We start from the raw sequence: 24,768 nt of genomic DNA, 5'->3' as shown, positions 1-24,768 counted from the left end.
GCTTTTAAAGCTGATGTAATAAATTATTTACCCTTTGCAGGTGCCCCCTTAGCGAAGAAGGCCTGTGCTTGTTTATTGTTAGGGTCTAAATCCCGGGCCTTGGTAAAGTTATCCGTAGCCTTGGCATTATCCTTTTCTTTGTACTGATAGTAAGTACCCAGGTAAGCGTAAGCAGAAGCTAATGATTTCTTATCAGCATCGGTTACACCTTTAGTAGTTACGATCTCGATGTATTTCTCATAGAAAGGTTTTGCATAACCTTTAATGTTCTGGCGGTCGCGATCTTTAGTATCATTAACATAAGCACGGTACAATGCAACAGCTGCAACCGGGGTAGTAGCTGTGTGCTCGATGTGTGCGAAAGCCGAATCTGCTTTTACCAATAACATGGTATCTGCTTTCGGGTTTTTCTCATCGTAAGCAAAGTAGTAGCTGGTACCTTCGCGGAAATAATCGTTCAGGTTACCTTTACGTGATTTTTGGATATAAGTAGCATAAGCATCACCAGCTTGTGCATATTTCTTTTTACCGTAGTAGTTTTTAGCAATCTCATTAAATACATCTGCTTGAGTAGTATCTAACTGATATGCTTTTTGCAATGACTGGATACCCAATGAATCCTGACCAGAAGCGATTTGCAAACGGCCTAAGTACAGGTAATCACGTGGGATAATACGTTTTTCACCAGCCTGGCTAATCCATTTGTTCATGGCAGTTAAACCGGCAGCATAATCACCATTCTCATAAGCTGAATAGCCTAAATAACGATAGATACGTAAGTTAGTATTTGCAGATGAAGATAAAGCAGCTGCTTCAGTTTGTAAGGTTTTGTAATCACCAGCCTGAATTAAGAAGTCGGCATAACGCATACGTGACTCAACAGACATATCAGTTAAGCTTAAGTATTTGCGATACTGATCAGCAGCTTGTTTTACTTTTTCTGAAGCCATTTTTGGTTCGGTTAAAGCCCAACGCAAATCTGTTTCAGCCCACTCGCGATAAGCAGGGCCAAAGTTAGGATCGATGCTGATCGCTTTTTGGAATTGCTTTTCGGCATCCTCAAAGTTGTTTGCAAATTTCCATAACACACCGATAGCTACGTTAGCCACTGCAGATTGCGGGTTAAGTGCAACTGCATCTGAATAATATTTGTAGGCATCGTTGCTCTTTAATTGCGAACGGTAAGCATCACCCAGGGCAACGTTCAAATCAACATCTTTTGCGTTTACTGCTAAACCCTTTGTTAAAACAGCTATAGCTGCATTAGCATCGGCAGCAGCAACAGTAGTACCTTTACCCGGAGGCAATAACAGGTAACCTTTACCTATATATACATAAGGTTTGCTGTCTTTAGCGGCATTAGCTATTGCTTTATCGAAGTTCATTGTGGCGCTAGAGTTGTCTTTATCCAAATGTGCTACTACGCCTAAACCAGCATAGTTTAATGCTGATTTTGGGTTAGCTGTTACACCCTGGTTAAATACAACTTTTGCTGAATCTGTATAATCTTGTATGGTATACACCCAACCTAAATAAAAGAAGTTTTCATCTTTTGTAGGTTGTGTGGTTGTCAGATTTTTTAAGATCGACTTAGCTTTCTGATATTGTTCGGCGTCAATAGCTTTTTTGGCGTCGGCAAGACTCTGCGCAAAAACTGATGAACCTATAAATACCAAGCCCGCTGCGGCATACGCTACTTTACTTAATAGTTTCATGGCTTAATTTATAGTTTTAGTTATTCTTTTACTCTTTAATATTTATTAACCTCTGCGGAATAGAATCCGGCAATAAACCCGATTTTAAAATAATCCGCTGTCCTCTTTCACTGGCCAAAAAGTCGGTAAACCCTCTGCCTAAACCCAATTTGCCTGTACTGTTAATAATATACAAGTGGCGGCTTAAAGGATACTGCTTTAAAGCAAGTGTTGTTTGTGATGGTTTGTAGTATTCTTTAGCAAATTGCTTGCTGCCTTCATCGCGAACGCCCACAATTTTAACATTGTTAACGGCAGCGGCATAATCGGGATCTGGGTCATTTAACCAGCTGAAACCTATTATACCAATTGCATTTTCATGCGTACTTACATAATTAAGTACCTCTTTGTTTGATTTTAGCGCGTAGATATTTTTCTGCGTCAAATCCTTGCTCCCTGTAAACTCTTTCAAATATCTTACCAAACTCGAGTTCGGATTATCAAAAACGATACTCTTGTCTGTTTTAGTCTTTCCGGCAAGCATATTTTTTATATCTGCTACCGTAATCAGCGTATCATTTGACGCTTTGTTTACAATTAACGACACTGCGTCAACAGCAAACGGGATGATTTCGGGTGGCAATGTACGATTTTTTAAAATTCTCGTCTCATTGGTATCAAGTTTTCTTGATAATATAGCAACCCTTACACTATCGTTAAAAAAACTACGCAATACGTCATTTTCTGTCTCGTACTTAAAGTTGGGTTTGGCCTCTGTGTATATCCCTTTAAACACATAAGCTTCTTCATCAACTATAGGCTTAAATGATTCATCAACGGCAATATTTATTTCGCCTTTGTGAGGTTCATCATCGTTGGCTTTATACTTATCAGCCTTTTTTTGCTGGCAAGTAATAAACAACAATATTAAGACAGAACTTAACAGCATTAGTTTAATACTATTCTTCATCAGTGTCTTTCTTAAATAATCTTGAAAATCTTAGTATAGCGTATAAAATCACTAACGAACCGAAAATATAACGCTGCACCTTAGAAAGGTTTAAAGGCATCCGGTCCCAGAAGGCAATCATCAGGCCAAGGGCCAGGATGAATGCAAATGTAGTAGCTCCTAAAATAAGCAAAAACCGCCTTTTGAGCGATTTTTGCTTACCATGATTTTGATATGACATGAAGTATTATTGATCTTGCAGGGTAAAGCTGATAGGCACAGTGTACTGCTGTCTAACAGGTCTACCATTTTGGATACCTGGTTTCCACTTTGGTGAATTTTTAAGTACACGGATTGCTTCTTCATCGCAACCGCTACCTAAACCACGTACTACGTGAATATCTGTAAGTGAGCCGTCTCTTTCAACAACGAACTGTACAATTACACGACCTTGTACGTTATTCTCGCGGGCAACAGCCGGGTAGCGGATGTTGTTACCAAGGTATTTACCAAATTTATCTAAACCACCAGGGAACTCAGCTGATTGCTCAACAGAAGTAAAGATCTGGTTAGGGTCTTCTTCTACTACTTGCTTAACGTCTGATTTACCAACCGGCTCATCGATACGTACTTCAGCATTAGGGTCACCCTTAACATCTTGCTGACCTGGATCAGCAGTTTTTAACTCCTGGATGGTCGGTGGATCTTTCTCACGCACCTCGTTATCCGGTTTTACTACCGGAGGTGGGAAACGCACCTGGTCTACCTTTGGTTTAGGCGGCTCAGGAGGCGGCGGAGGTGGTTTTTTAGTTTGGTCTACTGGTGGAGGTGGCTGTAACACCACATCGGTTACCTTAACCTTTTCATCGGCTTTAGGTATGATGCCCTCAATCCAGTTGATGATGGTTGGCAAAGACACAACAAAAACAAATAGTGCTATAGCGATAACCAAAGATTTATTAGTGTTCTTTGGGTTTTCTTTTCTAAGCTCGTAAGCACCGTAAGCTTTGTTACGACCAGCAAACACAACATCAAGCCATTCGGGCTTCAATATGTCTAACTTTGATCCTAACATCTTTTAGGTTTTAAATTTTTAACGTTGTTAATTAACAAATATTATTGATAGATGTTGTCCTTTTTCAACAGATCTATCTCGGGCTGAGAGATGTCTACAATACCATAGCTCTGTATGTTGGCAATGTTCATTTCGTCAAGGATATCAACCATGTTTTTGTAAACAGATTTATCACTTGGCTTAACAATCACAAACATATCTTTACCTGTGGTTTGTTTCACTTTCTGGCTGTTCTCAAGCAATGTTTTACGGATACCGTTTTTACCATATCCTTCTACAGTTGGTGCTGATTTACCAGGCTCGCCGATATACCATTCTATTTTGTCACCGCTACCAAGCAATATGGTCATGGTTCTTGACGCTGCTACCGCTAACTGATCAGTTTGTTTCTGATCTTTATCGGGCATGGCCAAATCCATCGCTTGCGGCTTATTTAAGGTTGTGGTAAGCATGAAGAAGGTAATTAACAAGAATGCTAAATCCACCATTGCTGTTAGATCCACACGGGTTGATGCTTTCTTACTTCTTACTTTCCCGCCTTTACCTTCCTTGGAGGAGGTGTCTAATTCTGCCATGTTTTATTTTTTAGCACTTCTTAAAGAAGTAATTAAACTAAACTTGTTAACTTTTTGCTTCTGCAGAATATCAATAACTTTTTTAATGGTTGGATATTCTTCTTTGCTATCACCTTTGATAGATAAGCGCAGTTCGGCACCATTTAAAGCTTTTGTTGCAATACGTGATTCGCGGATCCAGTTAAACATTTCGTTACTTACCGAATCGGTAGGTATACCTGACTGTTGGAACTTTTCGCGCTGATCGCTTTCTAAATCCAAATATTGTTTCATTTGGGCCATAGGAACACCTACACCCTGCATGTTAGCATATCTGGTTTTTTCGGCATCGGTAAATGCAACACTGTATTTCTGGCCCATTTGCTCAAGCGTTGCAATACGGATCTTTGCTCCTGTGATATCGTAAAAAGCTTTGCCTTTACCAACTATAACAGTCGCAATATTCTCCTCTGGTTGCTTAATGGTAGTAGAAGATGCCGGAATGTCAATGTCAACCGGATCTGGTACTTTAGGTTTTGCTGTTAAGATGAAAAACGTAAGCAGCAGGAACGCAACGTCGCACATCGCCGTCATGTCTGTTACTGTACTTTTTCTTTTGATTTTTACTCTGGGCATATCGTCTAATTATTAAAAATATAAAGTGTTTAAGGTTATATATATCCCGCCTTATCTAAGATAAGACGGGACCAAAACTATACACTAAATATTTTAACGTTTGTGAGATGCAGCAAATGTTTGCACAATGCTGAAACCAGTTTCATCAATAGCATAAGTAAGTTTATCAATTTTTGATGTAAAGATGTTATACATGATAATTGATAAACATGAAGTTAAGATACCGATTGCAGTGTTGATCAACGCCTCAGAGATACCAGCAGCTAATTGTGATGAGCTTGCTGCACCTGAGCTACCTAACGCCGCGAAAGCCGCGATCATACCACGTACTGTACCTAACAGACCGGTTAATGTACCGATTGATACTAAAGTAGCAAGGATAGTTAAGTTTTGCTCTAGCATTGGCATTTCTAAAGCAGTTGCTTCTTCGATGTCTTTTTGGATGGCTAAAGTTTTTTGATCAACATCCATAGTTGCTTCAACTTCCATCTCTTTGTATTTTTTCAAACCAGCTTTGATAACGTTTGCTACAGAACCTTTTTGTTTGTCGCACTCTGCAGAAGCTGCATCGATGTTACCAGCGTTTAAGAAACCTTGAATTCTTTTAACGAATGCATCAACACTGCTTGTGCCAGATGCTTTACCAATAACGATAAAACGCTCGATAGAGAAAATAAATACCATTAACAGGTAAGTTACAAGTACAGGTACAATTGGACCACCTTTGTGGATTACACCAAAGTAATCGCCGTCTGCGGCTTCACCTGCTGGGTTACCACCTTTAAAGTGACTTGGGTCTCCAAGAATAAAAATGTAGATAAGAACTGCTACAACAAATGCAATAGGAATTGCAAGAGTAGCGAATGCGCCTGAAGTACCTGAGCTTTCCTTTTTAACCGGTGTAGTTGGTTTTGGTGCGTTTGCCATTACTTTTTAATTTTAGTTTTAGTTTTTGTTTATAATATAAGTTAATTAATGTGCATGCTTTAATGCGGATAACAAATTTAATATTTTATAATTATAAAAACCCGAAATGAAATTCTTAATAATTATTTAATACAACTGACAGCCGACTTTTTCTAATTCGTTAATAAGAACAGCTAATCGAATAAAAAATTGTATTACCCGCAGACAATTTTTTACAATAAAAACTATTTTTTTTAATAATAACAAGCAATACCCCACAAAAAGTATGTAACTAAGGTGATATAGTGTATTTTAAACAATTACTAAATCAAATCCCGGCTACTTAACTGCCTGAAATACTTTGACTAAGATATTAAATAAATTAAACAGCTTTTATTTTTTGCTTAATTATCCGCCGGCTTTCTTGGCTTTATAGCCATCGGCCTGTAAAAATCCGAGTATTTTTTCCCTGAAATCGCCTTGTATCAGTATTTCTCCGTCTTTAACAGAGCCCCCTGTACCACATTTGGATTTTAGCTTTTTACCAAGCGTTTCCAGATCTTCATCGGTACCAATAAAGCTATTTACACGGGTTACCAGCTTGCTGCCGCCTTTGCGGTCTAAAAATATTTTAAGGTTCTGCTGCTGTGGCGGCAAAGTATCCTGGCTGTTACCACCTTCTGCCTGGTATTGAAAATCGGGATCGGTAGAATATACTACGCCAAATACCTGTTTGTTTTTATTTGCCATATCCTTATCGTTTATATCCTTTACCTACTATTATATTTAATGTATGCGGTACTACTTCTATATGCAGGTCGGCCCCTAATATTTGTGGTTCGCCATCTAAATGTACAGGGCCTTCTTCTAATCGCTTTACCTCTATTTGTTTACCTTTTATAATTTCTACATAGTTTGATTTATCGGCGGTTTTAAAAAACATCCGTAAACCCATACGCGGAAACAGGTACAACGGAAATGGCTTGATGATACAAACATCAAGTAAACCATCCTGTACCGATGCCATGGGCGAGATATGCGCATTGTTGCCATACTGTGATGAATTGGCAAAACTTAGCATAAATGCTTCGCGTTTGTATGGCTTGCCATCAATGGTTAGCTGGTAGGTTTGCGGCTTGTAAGTGCTTATTTCTTGTAACGATGATTTAAAATAAGTGCTAAACCCGCGCTCTTTCTGCTGGGCAAAAACGGCGCTGATGTGAGCATCGAATCCCATGCCTGCCATATTGAAGAACCACTTGCCGTTCATTTTGGCCCCGTCAATAGTTTCAGTACATAAATAATTAAGGTTTTTTATGGCTGCCGCAGTATCCATCGGGATATGCAAAAACCGTGAAAGGCCATTACCAGAACCATACGGAATAACGGCAAACGTAGCTTTACTACCTGCTACTGCCGATGCAATTTCATTAACGGTACCATCGCCGCCTACTGCTACAATAATATCATAATCATTAATGGCTTGTTTGGCTATCGTGCTTGCTTCTGCAGGCGCCTGGGTGTAGGCTATTTGATAGGTGAAAATATTTTCATCCAGATAGCGGGCTATTAACTCCGGTACTTTATCCTTACTCTTTCCTCCGGCAATGGGGTTAATAATAAATAATGCCTTCTTTTTCAACTTAATTATAATAATGCAGCCAAAAGTAAACGTAATTTGGCTTTAATTAAAAATGTTTTAATTTTGACGACAGGAAGTGGACTGATTTTTTGTCTTATACCAATTGATAAGACCGGATTGCAACCACATAAAAAAGTGCTAAACCGTGCTCCTTTTTTTAAAGTTTGCCTTGCGCAGCCTCCTTCCCTATTTTTCCGTATATCTATTTTTAAAAAATAATTATGCCCTATTTATTCACTTCAGAATCAGTATCAGAAGGCCACCCAGATAAAGTAGCCGACCAGATTTCAGACGCATTAATAGATAACTTTTTAGCTTTCGACCCCGAATCAAAAGTAGCCTGTGAAACCCTGGTAACCACCGGACAGGTAATTTTAGCGGGTGAGGTAAAATCAAAAGCATACCTTGATGTACAAAAAATTGCCCGCGATGTAATCAACAAAATTGGTTATACCAAAGGCGAATATATGTTCGATGGCAGCTCTTGCGGTGTGCTTTCGGCTATTCATGAGCAATCACCTGATATCAATCAGGGCGTTGACCGTACTGCCAAAGAAGAGCAGGGCGCCGGCGACCAGGGTATGATGTTTGGTTACGCAACCAGCGAAACCGATAACTACATGCCTTTGGCATTGGATATTGCCCATGCTTTATTACTGGAGCTGGCAGCTATCCGCCGCGAAAATACAGACATTAAATATTTACGCCCGGATGCAAAATCGCAGGTTACGCTGGAGTATGATGATAACAACCAGCCGGTACGTATCGATGCTATCGTTATCTCAACCCAACATGATGATTTTGATGAAGAAAAAGCAATGCTGGCTAAAATCAGTAAAGACATTGTTGGTATCCTGATTCCTCGTGTTAAAGCACGTTACCCTAAATATGCGCACTTCTTTAACGACGCTATTAAATACCACATTAACCCTACCGGCAAGTTTGTAATTGGTGGCCCGCATGGCGATACAGGTTTAACAGGCCGTAAAATTATTGTGGATACTTATGGTGGTAAAGGTGCGCACGGTGGTGGTGCTTTTTCTGGTAAAGACCCATCGAAAGTTGACCGCTCTGCCGCTTATGCAACCCGCCACATTGCTAAAAACTTAGTAGCAGCAGGTATTGCAAACGAAGTATTGGTACAGGTATCTTATGCTATCGGCGTTGCACAGCCAATGGGTATTTATGTAAATACTTATGGTAGCAGCAAAGTAAACTTAACCGATGGCGAAATTGCTAACAAGGTTGAGAGCATTTTTAACATGACGCCTTACGCCATTGAAACCCGTTTTAAACTGCGTAACCCTATTTATAGCGAAACTGCAGCTTACGGCCACTTTGGTAAACCAAGCGAAGTTGTAACTAAAACTTTCTATACCCCAAACGGCGAATCGATCCAAAGAGAAGTGGAGCTGTTTACCTGGGAGAAACTGGATTATGTTGATAAAGTAAAAGCCGCTTTCGGTTTATAAGATCAACTTCATTTTGATATAGAAAAGCGACCTGAGTATATCGGGTCGCTTTTTTGTTTTAGAAGGATAAGTATTATGGCTTGCCTATCATTATCTTTACTCCCATGCACCACCCAACCCATAACCCCTGGAAAGTAACCGGCGAAAAGGAAGTTTACGATAACCCATGGATCAGCCTTACAGAATATAAAGTACTTAACCCGGCTGGCAACCCGGGCATATACGGCAAGGTACATTTTAAGAACCGGGCGATTGGTGTGTTTCCGTTGGATGATGAGATGAATACATATTTGGTAGGGCAATACCGCTTTACCATTAACCAATACAGCTGGGAAATGCCCGAAGGCGGAGGCCCTTTGGATGAAGCCCCATTAGAAGCGGCAAAACGTGAACTTTTGGAAGAAACCGGCTTAAAAGCCAAATACTGGACAGAGTTGCAACACATGCACCTATCCAATTCGGTAAGTGATGAGTTTGGTATTATTTACCTGGCCCGCGGCCTCGAACAATTTGAGGCAGAGCCCGAAGAAACCGAACAATTGATTGTGAACAAAGTACCCTTTAACCAGGTGTACCGCATGGTGTGCAACAATGAAATAACCGACTCGCTTACCGTGGCAGCTGTTTTACGTGTGCAACTTTTAATATTAGAAAACCGCCTACCTTAAAAACCTGTTTTAGCATTTAGCGCAAAAGCATAACTTTGCTCCTTTATGAAAAGACTTTTCGGAATTATTTTAACGCCAATACATTATATATTATTTGGCCTTATACTTCTCGTTTTCCAACCTATTCAATGGGTTTGTTACTGCGTTTTTGGATACCGTGCGCATAAATACTCGGTTGATGTTTTAAATTTTTTCCTTACCAGCAGCTACCTCGCGTTGGGTAACATTATAAGCTTTACCAATAAGCAAGCGTTGCCACTTGATAGACCAAAGATTTTCGTAGCCAACCATCAGAGCATGTACGATATACCGCCACTTATCTGGCGTTTGAGTAAATATCATGCTAAATTTATTTCTAAGATTGAGCTTACTAAAAATATCCCATCCATCTCCTACAACCTTAAAGTAGGTGGTGGTGCTAATATCGACCGTAAAGATCAGCGCCAGTCGATTACTGAGTTAATGAAACTGGGTGCGAGAATGAAGGAAAACAATTGGTCGACTGTTATATTTCCCGAAGGTACACGCTCGCCAAATGGTAATGTTAAATTTTTCCGTGCAGCGGGTATTGCTACCATTTTGAAGAAATGCCCGGATGCGTTGATCGTGCCTATCGCCATAGAAAATTCATGGAAAATGGTGCGTTACGGCGCATACCCATTAAGTACTTTCGAACACCTCAAATTTACCGTACTAGAACCTATTGAGCCTAAAAGCGGCACAATCGAAGAAGTAGTTTTAAAAGCCGAAAACGAGATCAGGGCGTTTTTAGGACAGCCACCTGCGGTAGATACAAGAGATAAGAAGCAAGAGACAAGACAGGAATAGTTTACTGGATGAAAGATAAAGGAGTAAGGACTGGAAAGATAAATCCGAAATCGAAACTCCGAAATCCGAAATCTCTATATGTTCCTATCCTCTATCTTATCAAAAAACAAATCGCGGTAGGTATCACCAATCGGGATCACTTTTTCGCCTATGCTGATGCGGCTGCGCTCAATACTGTCAATCTTGTTCAGTGCTACAATGTATGATTTATGCACGCGCACAAAATGCTTTTCGGGCAGGGCATCTTCCATCTTTTTCATGTTTTGCAGGGTGATGATCCGCTCTTCGGGGGTGAAAATGGAGATATAATCTTTCAGGCCTTCAATAAACATAATATCGTGCAGGTACACTTTCTGTATTTTATGCTCTGTTTTCACGAAGATAAAATCGCTCATAAAATCATCGTACTGGGCTGGTTGCGGCTCTTCTTTTACAGCAGGTTTAGCAGCAGGTAAAATAACCCCCTGGGCTTTTTGTGCCGATTTAAAGAATCGATCGAAAGCAATTGGTTTCAGCAGGTAATCAACCACATCCAGTTCATAACCCTCGAGAGCATATTGCGGATAGGCTGTGGTTAATATTACTTTGGCTTTGCCGTTAGAAATCTTCAGAAATTGCAGGCCGGTTAGTTCGGGCATTTGCACGTCTAAAAACACGAGGTCAATACCTCCGTCCTGTACTAAAGTTAAAGCTTCTATGGGGTTTGTGGTGGCCTTAATCAGTTGCAAAAACGGTACTTTGGAAATATAATCTTCCAGTATATGCAGGGCTAAAGGCTCATCATCAACTACCAGGCATCTGATCATGGCTATAAAACTAATGATAATTCACAAGAATAAGTATCCTCCTCGTTATGTATAGTGAGGTTATATTTACCCGGATACAATAAATTAAGGCGGCGTTGTACGTTGTTAAGGCCTATGCCACCGGCAGCATCGCGGTTGTGCTGGTGTTTTTTATTATGTACATAAAAGTTAAGCTTGGTTTCGGTAACCGTAAGCGCCAATACAATCGGGTGCCCGGGGTCGTTAGCCACACCATGCTTAAAAGCATTCTCTACAAAGGAGATTAAAATCAACGGAACAATGCGCTGATGGTCAACTTCGCCAATAACACTATAATCTATAAAAGCCTTATCACCAAAACGGATCTTCTGCAGATCGATATAGTTTTGCAGGTATTTTAACTCTTTATCCAGGTCAACCTTATTATCGTTACACTCATAAAGCATATAACGCATAATCTCCGACAGTTTTAAAACAGCCTCAGGCGTAGTTTCAGATTGCTGATAGGCCAGCGAATAAATAGTATTGAGCGAATTGAATAGAAAATGCGGATTGATCTGCGATTTCAAAAAGGATAGTTCGGCAGTTAAGCGCTGGTTTTCCAGATCGCGCTGTACACGTTCGTTCAGGAACCAGTCAGTCGTAAATTTTAAAACCGTGCTCAGAAAAATAAAGATCAGACTGGAAATTAAAGTGCTTAAGAAATAAACCCCAAAGGTAATTACATGCCCTTTTTCAACCAGTATATAAGGTTTAAACAATAAAGCAACGCCATATTTACCAACACCCAAAGCAACAACCGTAGGTATAAGAATTAAAGCATAAGTTTTAAACTTCTTCTTATCCAGAAACTTAGGGATGTAAACCAGGAAATTGAGGTAGAACAAACCAATATTAATAATGCCGAACCCAAGGAAATAGATGAGCACCTGTGGCCAGCTCATTTTTGAATTGCTATGGATTACCCATACAAAAAACGAGATTACACATACCCAAAAAAACACATGCCAGAATATTTGCCAGCCTCTCTTCATGGCATCTAAGATAATATTAGCATCAAATTAACCCGCAGCTATTATATATATACCCAGCTTTGACCGATGAACTGGCATTTTGTTACGACGAACCGGTAATAAACAGTAATTAACCGTTCATCTATAATAGTTGGCAGTTGGTCTAAATGTTTTTAGTAGTAAAATAATTAGATGTTCCTTTGTTATGTCAAAACAATCACAGAGATGAAAAAGATAGTATCTAACCTTAACCCATTTATATTATTGTTAATACCGGTAATGATTGCCCTTGTTATGGGTATCAACTACCAGGTAGAACAAGCCAAAGAATTTGCTGCCGATAATACCATAGTGCACGCTACCTCGCTGTTCCACAAAAGCGTTGTTGTAGTTAAAGCTGTGTGTGCTATAGCCCAGCAAAATATATGGTAATACAAACCGAAGGGCTGTCATTTAACTTTGGCATCCAGCAGGTAGTAAAGTCATTATCACTTCATGTACCCGAAGGCAGCATTTATGGTTTTTTAGGACCAAATGGCGCCGGAAAGACAACCACAATAAAATTGCTGCTTAACCTGTTAAAAACACAGGAAGGCAGCATTTCTATTTTTGGGGAAGACCTGCAACACAACCGCATCAAAATTTTATCGCAAATAGGTTCGCTGATAGAGCAACCTGCCATATATGCCCACCTAAGCGGCAAAGAAAACTTACAAAACCGAGCATCATTATTACAACTATCCCGCAAACGGGTTGATGAAATGCTGAACCTTGTGCAGTTGGAAGAAGCTGCCGATAAAAAGGCCGGCAATTATTCTTTAGGTATGAAACAGCGATTGGGAATTGCATTAGCACTACTGCCCGATCCACGTTTGTTAATTCTGGATGAGCCTACGAATGGATTAGATCCTAACGGGATTATTGAAATACGCGAACTGCTGATTAAGCTGGTAAGCGAGCACAAAAAAACGGTGTTTGTATCGAGTCACATGCTATCTGAGGTAGAGAAGATGGCTACCCATGTAGGCATCATTAATCATGGCGAATTGTTGTTTCAGGGCGATGTGAAAGACCTGGAAAGCATTAGCCAGCCTATGATACAGGTTGAAGTTGCCAATACCGATGTAGCTGCACAGTTCCTTTCTCAAAACGGAATTATTGTTGCTGATATTAAAAAGGATATTTTATTGGTCCCCTACACATCGCAAGCAGCCATGGCCGCAACCAACCGCTTACTGGTTGAGGGCGGGCACACCGTTTACAGTATCCGCAAAGTGCATAAAGACCTCGAACAACTTTTCTTATCCATTACCCAAAAAGCCCAGGTATGAAAGGATTTATATTATCATTTCGCTCCGAATATTATAAGAGCCGCAAAACGTTGGGTTTCTGGTGTGCTATTTTGTTGCCGCTGCTTATTTGTTCGCTCATACTATGGGGTTCGTATGTACACATGCGCCCAGCCCAACCCATGATATTATGGCTCCAGTTTGCCGGCTCTATACTCAATGTAATGGGGAGTTTACTGCTACCCATGTATATCATTTTTATAGCCTATTCTGTAAACAGCCTTGAACACAGGGCCGACACCTGGAAAACATTGTTCAGCCTGCCTATATCTAAATGGTCAGTATACTCAGCCAAATACTTTTACAGTATGTTCCTGGTTTTTATTTGCCTGCTATTATTTTCTGTTTTAACCTTTGGCTATGGCAACTTATTAGGCTTCCTGAAACCCGAATTAAAGTTCAATGATTATGCAATAAGCAATCTGCTATTCCAGGTTTACCTTAAATTGTTTTTATCGTCGCTGGGTATCCTATCTATCCAATTTTTGCTCAGTCTGCTTTGGAGCGACTTTTTAAAGCCGATGGGTGTCGGCTTTGTATGCACCATAGCAGGTGTAATAGCCGCCGCCTCTCATTATAAATATGCTTACCTGTTTCCCTATTCACATCCCATGCTGGCCATAACCGGCATATCGCCCAAACAAGGACAAGCCATGCAATTTGATGCTAATCTGTGGAATAAGGAAATTTTTGTAAGCCTTATTATAGCCGTAGTAGTGTTTATCGCCGGGTATTTTATTGTGGAAAAAAGAAGCGTGAAGTAATTCCCGTAGAGACACAATACTTTGTGTCTCGGTGCTTTGTATTATCACACCTGTACAGAGACACAAAGTATTGTGTCTCTACGGAGAAAATAAAATATTATCAGGATCTGATTTCCAACGAGTGGGATTTTCTGCTATATAATATGTTATATTCTGATATTCCTTTTCATCTCTTATTACCCGATCGTGGTACTTTGACTGCCATTTAAAATCTATGCTGTTCATTGTAGCATATTTCTTAACAGAGGATTTGTAACCTCTAATTATTGACGCCAAATTCTGACTTTGAGAACCGAATTTGTTTATCTCCCAATTTACCTTATCCGGTCTATTAATAAATACTATCCCGTGTAAATGATTTGGCATTAATACAAACTCATCTAATTCAATGTAAGGATGATATTGAGGAATAGATAACCAATTCTGACGAGCTATTTCTGCAATTGGTGTTTCCCGTAGAGACACAATACCTTGTGTCTCTGTACAGGTCTCATTTATCTCTCCGAAATAATGAATTCGTTCATGCGTACAAATCGTAACAAAATACAATCCATGCGAACCATAATCCCAATTTGGCTTTCGAAATGATGATGTACGATATTTGTTTTTATATCTATCTTCTTCCATTCTCAACGTAGAGACACAATACTTTGTGTCTCGTGTCAAATTACGAAATCTGTTCAGAGACACAAAGTTTAGAGACACAAAGTATTGTGTCTCTACGGATTCGACAATTGACAACTTTATTTCACTGGTTTAGGATACACCATCTGGCTCTCGTGCCCGTCGGCATCAACGGCCTGTACGGCGAAGAAGTAATTATCCTTTGAATAATCCAATGTAGCGGTAGTATCAGTTACATAAAATTTCTTTTCCCAATACGGACTGATGGTTTCGCGCATCAAAACATAGTAACCGGCAGGCTTTTTACCTTCGGCCGGAGCTTCCCATTTCAGGGTGCTTTTATTGGTTAGGCCGCTGGTGGTGATACCTACATTTTGCGGCTCGGCAGGTGCAAGGGCAAGATTAGCCAATACCGATAAATTCATGCGGGCTACTTTTTGAATGTAGTCGTAATCGGCAAAATCAGGTTTATCACCATAATCAACCCCATTTTCTACACGTACATTTTGGTGTTGGCGGGTAAAATCCTCATTCATCTCGGTAAAACGTACTGCAGTAAAACCCTGTTGTAAGAAAGGTGTATGATCTCCACCTCGCAAAAATCGATCACGGCGATAAATTAACTTTACATCCAATTGCGATACATAACGCTCGGCCACTTCTTTAATATAGCGGGCAAGCTCGCGCGACGGACTATCGTTTTCACCTCCATTACCAATCAGCGCAGCTAAAGCTTTCTCATTGCCTGTTACGGTCGATGGTACACCTTCGCTAAATACGCGTACGCTGCGGTTATCTTTCAGGTTGGTTTCCATACCATGGGTATTGCCCACAATATCATTATTCAGCATGGCATCAACAGCCCAGTTTTCGGCCTTGGCACGTTTGGCTACGTTGGTAGATCCGTTTAACCCCTGTTCTTCACCCGCAACAGCCATAAAAATAATGGTAGCAGGGAATGATTGTTTAGCCATTACCCTGGCAATTTCCATAGAAACAGCCGTGCCCGAAGCATCATCAACCGCACCTGGGGCAACAGATTTAGCATCCATAATATCATTAACGCGAGAATCGTAATGACCAGACACAATATAGATCCGTTTATCGTTGGGATCAGTACCTTTCAAAACAGCCAGCACGTTTTTAAGCACAGTAGGTTTATCAATCCGACCACCGGCAGGCTGGGTAAAAGTATCAAACTCGACATGCATGCGACCGTTAGATGCCTTAGCATATTGTTCCATTTCGCTCTTAATCCAGTTACGGGCAGCGCCTATGCCTTCGGTTTTACTCAAGGTATCACTTAGCGTATGGCGGGTTTTAAAACTTACCAGCTTTCGTACAATGGCCTCTATATTTTTTGATGATACCTCATCAACCATTTGCTCAATTTTGGCATCCTGCCTGATGGTAGTGGTCTGCGCAGCAGCAGGTAAAGCAAAAAGTAAAGGGAGTAAAAATTTACACTTCATAGTTTAAAGGGAGTTAGTACTGCAATGTAGCACTATAAAGCGTTTAGAAGCAAGAGGCCAGATACAGGAAACAAGATTTTTACTTTGGATGAATCCTTCATGCTTTTTGTATTTATATTTCGGCATGAAAATTTTGGTTACAGGCTCTGCAGGGAAATTAGGTTCGGTTACTGTTGAACATTTAAGAAAGCACAATTATGAAGTAACCGGTGCTGATATTATCACTTCGACCACTACCAATCTGATACTTGATATTAAAGATAAGCAAGCCGTCTTAGAAGCAACACAAGGCTACGATGCCATTATCCATACTGCCGCTATACATGGCAAACATTATGAGCTTGGCTACCCACGCGAACTTTTTATTGATACCAACATTTACGGCACACTTAATTTACTAAATGCCTGTGTTACCAACGGCATCCGTCAGTTTTTATACATCAGCACGACCTCTATTTATGGTAAAGCCATGGTTGATGAAAACCAGGCCGTTTGGGTTACCGAAGAATTACAAGAACAACCACGCGACATCTACGATATTACCAAACAAACGGCAGAGCAGCTTTGCAAAGATTTCTTTTATAAGGAAGGTTTGCAGACCTCTGTATACCGTGTCGGCCGCTTTTTGCCCGAGGATGATAACCTGCAAGCCAATCACCGTTTATACCGCGGCCTAGATGAAAGAGATGCAGCCGAAGCTTTAAGATTAGCCTTATCGCACATCTTCATCGATTTTGAAGTTTTTAATATCACCAGCGGCTCGCCATTTAACGAAGCTGACGTTACCCGACTAAAGCATTTTCCGGTAGAAGTAATCAAGCAATATTACCCTGACATTGAAGCAATATATAAAGCAAAAGGCTGGATATTACCCACAAGCATTGACCGGATTTACAGATGTGATAAGGCGCAGCAATATTTAGGTTATAAACCGAAATTTACGTTTGATTACTTGCTTGGAGAGTAAGTGTTTTATGATAGCTTCTGCGCTATTAAAGACTGTGCTAATCGGTCTGAGATTGCTTCGTACCTCGCAATGACGCTCAGATTGTTACTGCTACTGCAACTTAAAAACGGCCACTATCCTATTCCTCACTCACTTCCAATATCTTGCCCGGCTGTTTAAAGTTGGTACGCACAAACCTGCACCAATCGCAATCTGCTTTGCCGCAGCCTGTACTGAACTCGTGGTTCATGATTTTTTGGTATACATCTTTAATCTGGTTGCTTACCAGTATCAGGTCGTTAGGGTTAATTACAAATTTTTCCTGGTAGTATTCGCCTTCGTTAACAGGTTCTATAAAGTCGAATACGGCGCTTACAGCATACCAATCGTTGGTACGGTCGTTATCTACCAGTAGTTTGTAGAATACCGCCTGGCGCCAGTAATCGCCACCGTTGGGATTGTCAGGATCGGGGCGGGCCAACTTTTCTTTGGCATATTTTACTTTGCCGGTTTTATAATCTACCACGGTAACCTGGTTGCCGTTAAATTCAATTTTATCGAGGTTACCTTTTACCGGCACACCTTCAATCGCCAGGTTTTTAATGCTGCGCTCGGTAACGGCAACTTTGTTCCAAACCGGTACATGCGACTCGTAATACGGCGGTAAGATCTTTTCGCCATAGCTCAGTCGCAGTTTAAATTCATCCTGCGAAAACAAGTCGCTGTTACGGTACATAAACCAGCGGAACTCGCGCAGAAAATCATCAACCGGGCCAAATTGGTCGTTATTATCTTTCAATTTTCTAAACACCCTGTTAAGCGCATAATGCACTGCCGAACCAAAGGCTGCGGCTGCACTAAGCCCAGACGGTACTCTAATCAAATTCTGAAAATAAAACTTCAGCGGGCAGTCCAGATAACTATTAAGGTGTGATACCGAAAGCGTATAGTTTTGCAACAACACATTGATATATGTACTGTCGATAAGATCTAACACTGGCTTATCGTCTTCGTTAAACTGGGTGGCCATATAAGTAAGCAGCGCATCGGCACTAACCTGTGGCCGCTGAACGGTCAGATGTGTTTCGGCCAATATCTCGCCCACAAACTGCGAAGCCTCCAATGGTTTACCCTTTCTATCCTCAGCCGGGTACGAGATAAACAAGTGTTGCTTAGCACGAGTAACGGCCACATAAAATAACCGGCGCGATTCTTCGCGCTGTGCTGCATCATCAGTTGCTGCCTGTATTAGCGTATCAGGGTAACTGTAGCCCATATTTCGGCCTTTGGTATCCCAAACTTTTTTATTACAGCCGATGAGGAAAACGTACTCAAACTCCAGTCCTTTTGAACCGTGAGCAGTCAGGAAATTAATACCGTTTTCAGAGTAAATTACCTGATTCAGATCTAACCTGATACCATTACGCTTCATCAGGTCGATGGTGGAGATGATGTTTTTTAATTTGGTATCTGCATTTTTCCGGTGCTCATCTTTAATAAAGTTAAACAGATTGGTAAGCACCTCCATGTGCCAGCCTTTATCGGGCTGCTTCATAATATAAGCCAGGATACCCAGTTTGGTAATTACCTGCTGAAAGAACTGCTGCAAACTTAAACTTGCCGAAGCTTTCAGCAAATCTTCAATATCATTCACCAGTTGCTTCATTTCTGTTTCCTGGATGGTATCAAACAATCCGGGCTGGCGTGCTACGGCCACTTCACTGATATACCGGCGGATAGAAGTTTTCTCCCCTTTCTCCCAGGTACTATAATTCACTTTCGATACCTCGATACTGGCACGCGCTACATCAACAGGTTTAATGTTGAAGAAATCATAGTGCATAATCTCGAACAGCAGGTCATCACCACTATAAGGCGAATCGAACTCGGCCGCGAGGTAACGTAATATATTGATGATCTTTTCGCCGAAAGGTAGGGTCAGGATGTCTATTTTCCGTTTGGTGTTAACGGCAATCTTCTGCATATCCAGATAATGGATCAGTTCCTCGGCCTGATTATGGTTACGGTAGATCACGGCTATTTCGCCTGCTTCTACGCCTTGTTTTATCAGTTTTTCGATCTGGTTACCTACATCAACCAGTTCATGATCTATATTATCATACTCGCGGATCTCGGGTTCTGCAGCAATTTTATCGAAACGGGGATGTGATGCAATCAGGTTTTTATTCAGCCTCAATTGACGGGTTAACCTTTCCTGGTTATTATCGATCAATACTTTCGAGATATCCAGAATAGCCTGATTAGAGCGATAGTTATTTTTAAGCACAACGGTGTGCAGCACGTTCGAATAATCATTAGCAAAATCCAATATATTCTTCATGTTGGCACCCTGGAAACGGTAAACCGACTGATCGTCATCGCCCACCACAAATACGTTGGGTGTACCCCAATAGCTGAGCAGGTGTTTCAGTAATTCGTTTTGCGAACCGCTGGTGTCCTGAAACTCATCAACCAGTATATATTGATACCGCTCCTGGTAACGGCGTAACAGGTCTTCATTTTCGCGGAAAGCACGAAGTACCCAAATGATCATATCGTCATAATCATAACGGTTCTGCAACTTCATTTTGGCCTCGAAGTTCTTGTACTCTGCTACGGCTGCCAGCAGCTTTTTCATTACCTCATGTGCCGCATCAATATCTTTTTGTTTAAGATCACCTTTTTGAATACCACGGGCAGCGTTGGCTTTTTTGTAGATGAATTCTTCACGATTGGGCAGATCTGCCAGGTATTCGTTGACCGCCTTTTCGATCATCGCCGAATCCCAGTTCTCATTTTTCATGGTCGAGAACAGCCTTTTCAAACGGGGAGCTTCGTAGTAGATATCACCGGTAAAGCGTTTGAGTAAATGATCATTCGGGAATTCATCTACCAACTCACGGAACAACATGGCCGATTCCAGATCGGTTAAAGGCTCTAAAGTCAACTTGCCGAAATAATCCAGGTTCTCCTGAATTACCTCATTACAAAAAGCGTGAAATGTATAAATGCCAATACGATATGCATCGGGGCCAATAAATTCGAAAAGCCTTTTGCGCATAGCAACCGCACCGGCATCAGTATAAGTTAAACACAGAATCTCATCGGGGCGGGCATCGGTATCCAATAAAATTTTACCGATACGTGCCGCCAAAATCTGCGTTTTACCTGTACCCGGGCCAGCCACCACCATCACCGGGCCATCTATTTTGTTAACGGCCGCCAGCTGTTCTTCATTTAGTCCCGAGATGATCTCCTGAAACTTAGCGTTATATCTATCTGCCAGTGTTTGATTCATTGAATTTAATTTACAAAAAGGTTAGGTTTAACGCACTGACTGAATTTGATTTCAGAACAGTGGATTTTGCCTGTTATCGTAAAAGAATAAGATAACTATCGAATCATTTTGTACTGTATAAAACATGGAGGTTTGTTTGGTAATAACTACCTGTCTGCAATTTGGGATTGATACTTCCTTAAACATGTAAGGTTGTATACTGATAAGCATTATAACCCTTTGCACATGACTAATAAACTCTGAAGCAGATTTGTGCCCCCATTTTTGATCTATCAGTTCAACTATTCCATCAAAGGTTTCCTGAGCTTCATCGGTCCAGTTTACCGCTAAACTCACAGGTATTTGGCATATTTTTTCATCACCTCATCATGTGGGGTTAAGAGCCCGTCTGATGCTTGTTTTAATGATCTTTGGATTCCCTCTTTCACATGCTCCGGCAAGTTTTCTTCTACGTGATGATTCTCGAACACAACTTTTATTTGCTGCAATAATTCTTCATCATCAGTTTCCAATAACCGTTTGGCCAACTCTATTTTTTCTGTCTGCACATCCATAAGTTTATACCATTATCTTATTACTAAGTTAACAAATTTCAGTCTTGTTTCCTGTCATCTTATTTCTTGCTTCTAACAATCTACCTCATCACAATCCCCATCCCATTAGTAAAATACAAATTCACACTCACCGGCAATTTACCTGCGGCCTTAATTTGTTTGGTTATTATTTTGGTGGCGGCTATCTGCATAAAATCATCTTTCTGATAGCAGGCCAGCAGGGCTCCTGCTTTTTCAATACCTGGCAGTCCTGCTATAGTGTAAGGGTTGGCGAATACGCTGATCACCGTATTAGGCAAACTGGCTAATTGGGCAATCATCAGCTTTACGTTGCTGGTATAATCGAGCTTACTGGCCGGGCGAAGGCGCATATCATGTATCCCAATAATTATCTGATCGTATCCTTTCAAATTTTGCAGCAGGGTGTTCATATCAGCAACCGACATATCCTTGGGGATATAAAACGGCATGCTATTAGTGAAATAATGGCCTAACGCTTGCTGATATGGTGTTAACGCAGTTACCCCGATGCTGATTAAGGCAGTACGCTTATTCGCGTCCAATCTATCAATCAGGCTGTCTCCTTTTAACAGGGTTACGGCGGCATCGCCCAACTGCTGTACCAATGCTTTGGCAGGTGCATTATTAATATCAGCACTCAGGTTGGTGGTATTTACCGGTTGATAATGATTTAAGCCTACCCAATATTTAGCTGACAGAACCTTTTTTACCCGTGCTTTAAGCTCGTCTTTAGTGATTTCATCATGGCGCATGGCTTTGCGGATTAGTTTAATCGCCCGTTTAGAATCTTCTGATAATTCCAGAATATCATTACCTGCCAAAAACGCACGAACATCAGCTTCTCCGTTAGGGAAAAATTTGGTTACGCCTTTCATTTCCATGGCATCTGATACTACGAGGCCTTTAAAGCCCAGCGAGTCTTTCAGTATTCCGGTAATAATGGGCCGCGATAGGGTTGACGGCAATTTTGCCGTTGTATCCAATGCAGGGATATTCATGTGGGCAATCATTACACCGCTGATACCTGCTTTAATGGCTTCTCGGAAAGGATATTCTTCCAGAGAATCCAATCGATCTTTACTGAATGGTAATTGCGGCAAATCCTGGTGCGAATCTACATTGGTATCGCCATGGCCGGGGAAGTGTTTGGCGGTGGTGAGCAAACCGCCGCTTTGCATGCCCTGCATGTAGGCAATCCCTTTTTCGGCCACGTTATATTTATTATCGCCGAACGAGCGGTAGTTAATTACCGGGTTATCGGGGTTATTATTTACATCCATATCGGGCGCAAAATTCATCTGCGCGCCAATGCGTTTAAACTGGGCGGCTACTTCCTGGCCCATTTTGTAGATCAGCTTATTATCCTGTATGGCACCGAGTGTCATCTGGTATGGGAAGGCAATCGTAGAATCCAGGCGCATGCCTAAGCCCCATTCACCATCCATGGCAACCAATAGAGGTACATGCGCCAATTTTTGATAAGTATTTACCAAATCGGCCTGACGGCCGGGGCCTCCCTGAAAGAAAACCAAACCACCCACTTGCTGATCTTTGATAACCTGCCCAACAGAATCGGCATAAGCTTGCCCTTTGTTAGTATGTGCACGAACGAATAGTAATTGCGCCACCCGCCGTCTTTTGGTCAATTTTTTATAAACCGAATCAACCCAGTGGTTTTGATCTGTCAGCGAGCCAATAAATGGCTGTTGTTGTGCAGATGCACCAAGTGTAAGCAGGCAAAATAAAAGTAATAGGGGTAAGCAAAACTGGTTTTTACAAACGGTCATGAGGTAGCTTTCTTTTTGAGCAGCAGGTTATTACCCACCGCCTTAATTAATTTTTTTAACAGCAAATAAACCTTTTAAGTTCTATCTGCTCTAAAAATAGATTTTACGAAATTAAATAAACATAATTATGAAAAAACACTTCTTCGTTGCAATAGTCCTGTTTTTTATAGCAGGATCGGTTAGCGCCCAGTATTACCAGCCCCGCCCAAGGCCAAGAGCCCACAATCGCCAGGAAACTTATAATGATAATTTTCGCCCGGCATTTAGCATTATAGGCGGTATTAACGTGGCTAATGTTATTCAGGGCCACGGCGATTACGCGTATGGTACCGGCACTAAAATTGGCGCTAACATTGGTGTTGGAATGGATTTGCCTATCATTTACCCCTTATCTTTTGCCCCTGAGGTTCTGTATTCGCAAAAAGGATATACTTCGGTAACTTCTTATGGTGAGTATAAACAACGTACTGATTATATTGATGTACCCCTGCTGGCTAAGATCCACGTTGTACCGGGCTTTAATATCTTGTTCGGTCCGCAAATCTCATTCCTGGTATCAACAACCAATACTTTTGATAATGGTTATTCGCAATCAACGCAGCAGTACTATAACAACAGCAGCAATGGTTACAATAAAACCATGATTGATGGTGTGGCCGGTGTAAGTTTTGACCTAAGCCGTAATGTTGAATTACGTGCCCGTTACACTATCGACTTTAATGAGATTAACAATAATGGCGATGTTTATGTACCAAACTATCGCAATCAGGCATGGCAGTTTGGCTTAGGCTTCAGATTCTAAGATTTTGTTTTGTGTAAGTGATTGATTGATGAGCCATCCGGTAATTGTACCGGGTGGCTTTTTCGCTTTACTAAGACCTGGCAATTTCGAGGGCCGATATATCTTCTACCTCATTGGTATCGGTATCATGATAGTAGAACCGGTCAATAGTACGCTCCACTTTACGATCCGAATATCCTCTTTTCATTTTATCCTGGAACTGATCGAACGATTTACAGTAATAATGATTGATCTGAACTTTATCGACACTCGGATCAGAAAAAGCATCAACAACCCGGTTAAAATTTTCGTTAACCGCATAGTATGGCGCCCTGTAAATAAAGCTATGCGGATCATGTACCGATTTTACATGGACAGGTTGTACAATACTTTTAACGTGCCTGTTAATATGAAAATCTTTTTCTGCCCGTTGTAAGAAACTCTCAACTACCGGCTTTCCTGTACGTTTAACATGGCCTGCAGAACCAAACATTTGCCAGTTGATAGCCAGGCCTCCATAAGCTTCATACTCTTTTAACAGCGCGGGCAGGTTGCCATGGGTTAATTTGGGTACAATAAACTCATCAACATCAATAAAAGCAATCCAGCGCGAAATAATCCTGAACCTTTTAATGCAGTTAGTGTAAGCAACCAACTGTTTCACCTCGCCGGCTATAGGCACCACAGTAACATATTGGCTTAAGTTAAGCTCTTTCATTAGCTGCTTAACCGGCTTAGTACTTTGGTTATCATAAATAAAAAAATGCTGAACCCCAATTTTAAGGTGGTAGTTAATCCACTCTTCCAGGTACTCATCCTCATCTTTTACAATACAGCCTATCGATAAATAATAACTTTTCCCCCTCCAGAAGGCGGCAGAATAAACCCAGTTTCTTAATGTTTTAAATGCCATAGCTTAATGTATGCCAAAGCTAATAAAATTGGCCTGT

General features: G+C 41.0%; 26 protein-coding genes. 8 read left to right on the top strand and 18 right to left on the bottom strand.

Annotated elements, in window-relative coordinates; translation table 11 throughout:
* Positions 1–23: 23 nt before the first annotated feature.
* The 9 genes from PQO05_RS02320 to PQO05_RS02280 form a co-directional block, all read right to left on the bottom strand.
* Positions 24–1,715, bottom strand: coding sequence for a tetratricopeptide repeat protein (locus PQO05_RS02320; protein WP_273631028.1), 1,692 nt, complete (start codon positions 1,713–1,715; stop codon positions 24–26).
* Positions 1,716–1,743: 28 nt separating this feature from the next.
* A complete protein-coding gene (locus PQO05_RS02315) occupies positions 1,744–2,664 on the bottom strand; it encodes a PstS family phosphate ABC transporter substrate-binding protein (RefSeq protein WP_273631027.1) in 921 nt (306 codons plus the stop codon).
* Positions 2,654–2,884 (bottom strand): hypothetical protein, encoded by a 231-nt coding sequence (locus PQO05_RS02310; RefSeq protein WP_273631026.1) that lies wholly within the window; start codon positions 2,882–2,884, stop codon positions 2,654–2,656. The genes PQO05_RS02315 and PQO05_RS02310 overlap by 11 nt, the downstream gene beginning before the upstream one ends.
* Before the next feature lie 6 nt (positions 2,885–2,890).
* Entirely contained in the window at positions 2,891–3,718 is an 828-nt protein-coding gene (locus PQO05_RS02305; RefSeq protein WP_273631025.1) for an energy transducer TonB, read from the bottom strand.
* A 41-nt stretch (positions 3,719–3,759) separates the two neighbouring features.
* Entirely contained in the window at positions 3,760–4,293 is a 534-nt protein-coding gene (locus tag PQO05_RS02300) for an ExbD/TolR family protein (RefSeq protein WP_273631024.1), read from the bottom strand.
* A gap of 3 nt (positions 4,294–4,296) precedes the next feature.
* Positions 4,297–4,908 (bottom strand): ExbD/TolR family protein, encoded by a 612-nt coding sequence (locus tag PQO05_RS02295; RefSeq protein ID WP_273631023.1) that lies wholly within the window; start codon positions 4,906–4,908, stop codon positions 4,297–4,299.
* Between the two features lie 93 nt (positions 4,909–5,001).
* Entirely contained in the window at positions 5,002–5,835 is an 834-nt protein-coding gene (locus PQO05_RS02290; protein ID WP_273631022.1) for a MotA/TolQ/ExbB proton channel family protein, read from the bottom strand.
* A gap of 387 nt (positions 5,836–6,222) precedes the next feature.
* Entirely contained in the window at positions 6,223–6,564 is a 342-nt protein-coding gene (locus PQO05_RS02285; protein WP_273631021.1) for a translation initiation factor, read from the bottom strand.
* A 4-nt stretch (positions 6,565–6,568) separates the two neighbouring features.
* Positions 6,569–7,456, bottom strand: a complete 888-nt coding sequence (locus tag PQO05_RS02280) for a diacylglycerol/lipid kinase family protein (RefSeq protein ID WP_273631020.1) — start codon at positions 7,454–7,456, stop codon at positions 6,569–6,571.
* A 221-nt stretch (positions 7,457–7,677) separates the two neighbouring features.
* Here PQO05_RS02280 and metK point away from each other — a divergent pair, with 221 nt between their 5' ends.
* The 3 genes from metK (at position 7,678) to PQO05_RS02265 (ending at position 10,424) form a co-directional block, all read left to right on the top strand.
* Positions 7,678–8,928 carry a methionine adenosyltransferase gene (gene metK, locus PQO05_RS02275; RefSeq protein ID WP_273631019.1) on the top strand — a complete coding sequence of 417 codons (1,251 nt, stop codon included), beginning with the start codon at positions 7,678–7,680 and terminating at the stop codon, positions 8,926–8,928.
* Positions 8,929–9,032: 104 nt separating this feature from the next.
* On the top strand, positions 9,033–9,596 hold the full coding sequence (locus tag PQO05_RS02270; protein WP_273631018.1) for an NUDIX domain-containing protein: 564 nt from the start codon (positions 9,033–9,035) through the stop codon (positions 9,594–9,596).
* A 45-nt stretch (positions 9,597–9,641) separates the two neighbouring features.
* Entirely contained in the window at positions 9,642–10,424 is a 783-nt protein-coding gene (locus PQO05_RS02265) for a lysophospholipid acyltransferase family protein (RefSeq protein ID WP_273631017.1), read from the top strand.
* 74 nt (positions 10,425–10,498) lie between these two features.
* On the opposite strand, the gene PQO05_RS02260 is transcribed toward PQO05_RS02265, so the two are convergent.
* The gene (locus tag PQO05_RS02260; protein WP_273631016.1) at positions 10,499–11,230 is read right to left on the bottom strand and encodes a LytR/AlgR family response regulator transcription factor; all 732 of its coding nucleotides are present in this window, start codon (positions 11,228–11,230) and stop codon (positions 10,499–10,501) included.
* Positions 11,231–11,232: 2 nt separating this feature from the next.
* A complete protein-coding gene (locus tag PQO05_RS02255; RefSeq protein WP_273631015.1) occupies positions 11,233–12,153 on the bottom strand; it encodes a sensor histidine kinase in 921 nt (306 codons plus the stop codon).
* Between the two features lie 294 nt (positions 12,154–12,447).
* Between PQO05_RS02255 and PQO05_RS02250 the strand changes: the two genes are divergently transcribed.
* From PQO05_RS02250 to PQO05_RS02240, 3 genes are read left to right on the top strand one after another with little or no spacing between them, the layout of a single operon-like run.
* Complete coding sequence (locus PQO05_RS02250; protein ID WP_273631014.1) at positions 12,448–12,654, top strand: hypothetical protein; 207 nt, start codon at positions 12,448–12,450, stop codon at positions 12,652–12,654.
* Positions 12,648–13,553, top strand: coding sequence for an ABC transporter ATP-binding protein (locus tag PQO05_RS02245; RefSeq protein ID WP_273631013.1), 906 nt, complete (start codon positions 12,648–12,650; stop codon positions 13,551–13,553). The genes PQO05_RS02250 and PQO05_RS02245 overlap by 7 nt, the downstream gene beginning before the upstream one ends.
* On the top strand, positions 13,550–14,335 hold the full coding sequence (locus PQO05_RS02240) for an ABC transporter permease (RefSeq protein WP_273631012.1): 786 nt from the start codon (positions 13,550–13,552) through the stop codon (positions 14,333–14,335). The genes PQO05_RS02245 and PQO05_RS02240 overlap by 4 nt, the downstream gene beginning before the upstream one ends.
* 78 nt (positions 14,336–14,413) lie before the next feature.
* Here PQO05_RS02240 and PQO05_RS02235 read toward each other — a convergent pair whose 3' ends face one another.
* Both PQO05_RS02235 and PQO05_RS02230 read right to left on the bottom strand, forming a co-directional pair.
* On the bottom strand, positions 14,414–14,962 hold the full coding sequence (locus PQO05_RS02235) for a transposase (RefSeq protein ID WP_273631011.1): 549 nt from the start codon (positions 14,960–14,962) through the stop codon (positions 14,414–14,416).
* 116 nt (positions 14,963–15,078) lie between these two features.
* Positions 15,079–16,431, bottom strand: a complete 1,353-nt coding sequence (locus tag PQO05_RS02230) for a M28 family metallopeptidase (protein ID WP_273631010.1) — start codon at positions 16,429–16,431, stop codon at positions 15,079–15,081.
* 124 nt (positions 16,432–16,555) lie between these two features.
* Between PQO05_RS02230 and PQO05_RS02225 the strand changes: the two genes are divergently transcribed.
* Positions 16,556–17,398 carry an NAD-dependent epimerase/dehydratase family protein gene (locus tag PQO05_RS02225; RefSeq protein ID WP_273631009.1) on the top strand — a complete coding sequence of 281 codons (843 nt, stop codon included), beginning with the start codon at positions 16,556–16,558 and terminating at the stop codon, positions 17,396–17,398.
* Positions 17,399–17,516: 118 nt separating this feature from the next.
* On the opposite strand, the gene PQO05_RS02220 is transcribed toward PQO05_RS02225, so the two are convergent.
* The 4 genes from PQO05_RS02220 to PQO05_RS02205 form a co-directional block, all read right to left on the bottom strand.
* On the bottom strand, positions 17,517–20,675 hold the full coding sequence (locus tag PQO05_RS02220; RefSeq protein ID WP_273631008.1) for an ATP-dependent helicase: 3,159 nt from the start codon (positions 20,673–20,675) through the stop codon (positions 17,517–17,519).
* A gap of 51 nt (positions 20,676–20,726) precedes the next feature.
* Complete coding sequence (locus PQO05_RS02215) at positions 20,727–21,011, bottom strand: type II toxin-antitoxin system RelE/ParE family toxin (RefSeq protein ID WP_273631007.1); 285 nt, start codon at positions 21,009–21,011, stop codon at positions 20,727–20,729.
* Entirely contained in the window at positions 21,008–21,229 is a 222-nt protein-coding gene (locus tag PQO05_RS02210) for a hypothetical protein (protein WP_273631006.1), read from the bottom strand. The genes PQO05_RS02215 and PQO05_RS02210 overlap by 4 nt, the downstream gene beginning before the upstream one ends.
* 80 nt (positions 21,230–21,309) lie before the next feature.
* Positions 21,310–23,037, bottom strand: a complete 1,728-nt coding sequence (locus PQO05_RS02205) for a glycoside hydrolase family 3 protein (RefSeq protein ID WP_273631005.1) — start codon at positions 23,035–23,037, stop codon at positions 21,310–21,312.
* 127 nt (positions 23,038–23,164) lie between these two features.
* Here PQO05_RS02205 and PQO05_RS02200 point away from each other — a divergent pair, with 127 nt between their 5' ends.
* Positions 23,165–23,839 (top strand): porin family protein, encoded by a 675-nt coding sequence (locus PQO05_RS02200; protein WP_273631004.1) that lies wholly within the window; start codon positions 23,165–23,167, stop codon positions 23,837–23,839.
* 70 nt (positions 23,840–23,909) lie between these two features.
* Here PQO05_RS02200 and PQO05_RS02195 read toward each other — a convergent pair whose 3' ends face one another.
* The gene (locus tag PQO05_RS02195; protein ID WP_273631003.1) at positions 23,910–24,731 is read right to left on the bottom strand and encodes a glycosyltransferase family 92 protein; all 822 of its coding nucleotides are present in this window, start codon (positions 24,729–24,731) and stop codon (positions 23,910–23,912) included.
* Between the last annotated feature and the right edge of the window lie 37 nt (positions 24,732–24,768).

This window comes from Mucilaginibacter jinjuensis, assembly GCF_028596025.1.
Taxonomy (GTDB): Bacteria; Bacteroidota; Bacteroidia; order Sphingobacteriales; family Sphingobacteriaceae; genus Mucilaginibacter; species Mucilaginibacter jinjuensis.
The sequence above is the reverse complement of the archived record's forward strand: the minus strand, read 5'-3'. Positions and strand labels throughout refer to the sequence as shown.